Below are 608 nucleotides of genomic sequence, written 5' to 3'. Positions count from 1 at the left end.
TGAAGACATCGAAAGCATCATCCAAGGCATTGTTGGTTATAAAGGCCGTGTTCATGTGGCATTTGGTGACGTGATTGAGCAAGATTTTGAAACGCCTGAATCGCTAGCGAATGAAATCGACCGTCAGATCCACGAGAACTATAAGTTGTATCCGATCAACTTGCTCGCTGCAGGTCGTGAAGATTCAAGCATTATCACAGAAGCGGTGAAACGTCAGCTTGCTGATAAGCTAGAACAGCTACCAGAAGGCGCAAGACCGTATCTTGTTGCGAGCTACGCTAACCCAGTAAATAACCAAGATTAGTCGCTGCGTATGCTGCCCAAATGAGTTGGGCGCATTCCAACTACTCCAATGCAAAACACCTCGTATTGAACGAGGTGTTTTTGTCTCTGCGTATCTCTTTTTGTCTATCCAATTAGCGCGCGACTGCGCCACCTAAGGTCAGATTCTTTGGCCACTTGGTTATCTTATTGCCACCCAAAAAGATGTTGCCTTTTACCGTCATTGTGTCGGGAAACTCGGTCAGGGCCGAACCACCAATGTAGAGGTTGCCATCGACCACCAACCCTTCTGGCAGCGCTTTCAGTGGCGTTCGGATCACACTCAA

At 47.7% G+C, this 608-nt stretch carries 2 pseudogenes; one reads left to right on the top strand and one right to left on the bottom strand.

Features of this window, described 5'->3' with window-relative positions:
- A pseudogene (locus R7P74_RS27640) lies at nucleotides 1-304 on the top strand (1-acyl-sn-glycerol-3-phosphate acyltransferase); the annotation flags it as partial.
- A gap of 112 nt (nucleotides 305-416) precedes the next feature.
- On the opposite strand, the pseudogene R7P74_RS27635 reads toward R7P74_RS27640, so the two are convergent.
- A pseudogene (locus tag R7P74_RS27635) lies at nucleotides 417-608 on the bottom strand (hypothetical protein); the annotation flags it as partial.

The organism is Vibrio sp. 2033, from assembly GCF_033339735.1.
Note: the sequence above shows the minus strand (reverse complement) of the source record. Positions and strands in the feature narration are given on the sequence as shown.